The sequence below is a fragment of the Betaproteobacteria bacterium genome (assembly GCA_016791345.1).
In the GTDB taxonomy this organism is placed as follows: domain Bacteria; phylum Pseudomonadota; class Gammaproteobacteria; order Burkholderiales; family JAEUMW01; genus JAEUMW01.
Genome location: JAEUMW010000199.1, coordinates 1 through 2994, shown reverse-complemented (window position 1 = coordinate 2994; position 2994 = coordinate 1). Strand labels below are relative to the sequence as shown.

Here is a 2994-nt window from a genome sequence, read left to right as displayed (position 1 = left end):
CGGCGAACTCGGCGTGCCGCTGGCGAAGTACCATTCCGAGCGCTACAGCTTCGTCTAGGAGATTCCATGCGCCGCCTCTTCGCCGACCGCCTCGTCCTCGCCACGGCCGTGATCGTCATCCTGCTCTCGGCGCTGTTCGCGCTGCTGCGCACGGCGAGCTGAACCCCGATGGACATCCCGGTCGCAAAGCACTGGCCTGTCGCGGTCCCCATCCTCGCTGCGCTGCTGCTCGGCCTCGCGCTGGTGGCGCCGCTCGGTGCGCTGCTCGGGGTGCTGTGCGCGCTCGGCCTCATCGGGGCGGTGACGGCGGCGGTGCATCACGCGGAGGTGGTGGCGCACCGGATCGGCGAGCCGTTCGGCACGCTCGTGCTCGCGCTCGCGGTAACGGTGATCGAGGTGGCGCTCATCGTCTCCATCATGCTCGCCGGGGGGCCGGAGGCCGCCACGCTGGCGCGCGACACGCTCTACGCGACGGTCATGATCATCGGAACCGGGGTGATCGGCCTGTGCGTGTTCCTCGGCGCGCTGCGCCACGGCGAGCTCGAGTACCGGACGCAGGGTGCAGGGCCGGCGTTGTCGGCGCTCGCCGCGCTGGCGACGCTCATCCTGATCATGCCGGTATTCACCAAGAGCGCCGGCTACGCGCAATACAACAAGGCGCAGCTCGCTTTCGTGGCCGCCAGCTCGTTCGCGCTCTGGCTCGTGTTCGTGTTCTTCCAGACCGTGCGGCATCGTGATTTCTTTCTGCCGAAGAAGAGTGCAGCAGCAGACGCCTCCGAGCATGCGGCTCCGCCCACCACCAGCCGGGCCTGGGCGAGCTTCGGACTGCTCCTGGTATCGCTGGTCGGCGTCGTGGGTCTGGCCAAGGTGCTCTCGCCGACGGTCGAGGCCTCGGTGCGCTCCGCCGGTTTGCCGCTCGCGGTGATCGGTGTCGTGATCGCACTCGTCGTGCTCATGCCGGAAACCGTGGCGGCATTGCGCGCGGCGCTCGCCAACCGTCTGCAGACGAGCCTCAACCTCGCGCTCGGCTCGGCGCTGGCCACGATCGGGCTCACGACCCCGATCGTCGTGGTGCTCTGCCTCGCCTTCGACTTGCCGCTCGTGCTCGGCATCGAGCCGAAGGACGTGGTGCTGCTCGCGCTCACCCTGGTCATCGGCAGCATCGGTGTGGGCACCGGCCGTGCCAACATGATGCAGGGAGCGGTGCAGCTCGTGCTGTTCGCCGCCTTTCTCTTCCTCACCGTGGTGCCGTGACGCGCGCATCGTGTCGGCGCGGGCGCAAACCAGCGGATGTCGGCCGCCCGGATGACAGGACGAAAGCATGAGTGACATTGCCATCACCTTCACGATCCTGATCGTCGCTGTCGGACTGTTCGTGTGGAACCGCGTGCCGGTCGCCGTCGTGGCACTCGGTGTGGCGCTCGCGCTGTTCTATACCGGAGTGCTCGATGCCGGGGCGGCATTCGCCGGTCTCGGCGACCCGGTGGTGATCTTCATCGCCACGCTCTTCGTCATCAGCGCCGGTCTGGAGGCGGCCGGGGTGACGACATGGGCCGGACAGATGCTGATACGAAGGGCGGGCGCGAGCCACACGCGGCTGCTCGTGCTGGTGATGCTCGTCTGCGTGCTTTTCACCGCGGCGATGAGCTTCATCGGCGCCGTTGCGGCGCTGCTGCCGGTGGCCGTGGTGGCGGCGATGCGGGTCGGCCTGCCGATCTCGCGCATCGCGATGCCGCTCGCGTTCTCGGCGAGCGCGGGCGGCCTGATGACGCTGGTCGGCTCACCGGTGAACGTGCTCATGTCGAACGCCGCCGAGTATGCCGGAGTCGGCGCCTTCGGCTTCTTCGAGTTTGCCGCGGCGGGCATCCCGCTCGTCCTCGGCACGCTGACGATCATCGTGCTGCTCGGCCGCTATCTGCTGCCCGAGCGCAACGGCGAAGCGCTGCCGGCGGACTTCAGCCGGCATGCGCACACGCTGGTCGAGCAGTATCGCATCGCGGACGGATTGCTGCGCCTGCGGGTCAGGGATACGTCGCCGTACGTCGGCATCACGCGTTCGGCCATCGCGCTCGGCGATTACCCGGGTCTTAGCATCGTCTCGATTCAGAGCGACGTGAAACGAGGGGCACGCGAGCGCACCACCATCGCCGAGGGCGATGTGATCCTCGTGCGTGGCTCGGCCGAAGCGGCAGGGCGCCTGGCCGCCGACAAGCATCTCGCGCCGTGCGCACAGGCTGCGGCCGGTGATGTTGCGTCGACTCTTTTCAATCGCGAGTCGGGTCTCGCGGAAGTGGTGATTCCGCCGCGCTCGAACCTGATCGGGCGCACGGTGTTCCCCGGCATGGTGACGCGCGATGGCGATCTCATCGTCCTCGCGGTGCAGCACCGCGGCGAAGACCTGGGCGCGCAGCCCACCGCACTCGCGGCGGGCGATCACGTCCTCCTGCAGGGCACGTGGGAGGGGCTCGACCGGAAACTGGCAGATCCGGAAGTGCTCTTCGTCGACTCGCCCGACCTCGTGCGTCGTCAGGCCGTGGCGCTCGGGCCGGGGGCGAAGCGCGCCATCGCCGTCCTTGCCCTGCTCATCCTGCTGCTCGCGTCGGGGCTGGTGCCGTCGGTGGTGGCGGGCGTCACCTGCGCCTGCGCCATGGTGCTCCTCGGCGTGCTCACTATCCCGCAGGCGTATCGCGGCATCGACTGGAACACCCTCATCCTGCTCGGCGGGATGATTCCGCTGTCCACCGCCATGACCACCTCGGGAGCGGCCGACATGATGGCGGAGCACCTGCTCGCGCTGGTCGGCGACGGGGGGCCGCGTGCGCTGCTGGGCGGGCTCTTCGTGCTGACGCTGGTGCTCGGTCAACTCATCAGCAATACGGCTACCGCGCTCATCATCGCGCCCATCGCGGCGGCAGCGTCGGTCGAGCTCGGCATTTCGCCGCGGCCCGTGCTGATGAGCATCGCGGTGGCGGCTGCGGCGTCGTTCTTCACACC

At 68.8% G+C, this 2994-nt stretch carries 2 protein-coding genes; both read left to right on the top strand.

All coding sequences use genetic code 11. The annotated features are described in order from the left end of the window. Positions 1–168: 168 nt before the first annotated feature. Positions 169–1254: an ionic transporter y4hA gene (locus JNK68_07515; GenBank protein ID MBL8540204.1), complete on the top strand. Its 1086-nt coding sequence runs from the start codon at positions 169–171 to the stop codon at positions 1252–1254. 67 nt (positions 1255–1321) lie between these two features. Further along, on the top strand, positions 1322–2994 hold a 1673-nt coding region (locus JNK68_07510; protein MBL8540203.1), incomplete at its 3' end, for an SLC13 family permease.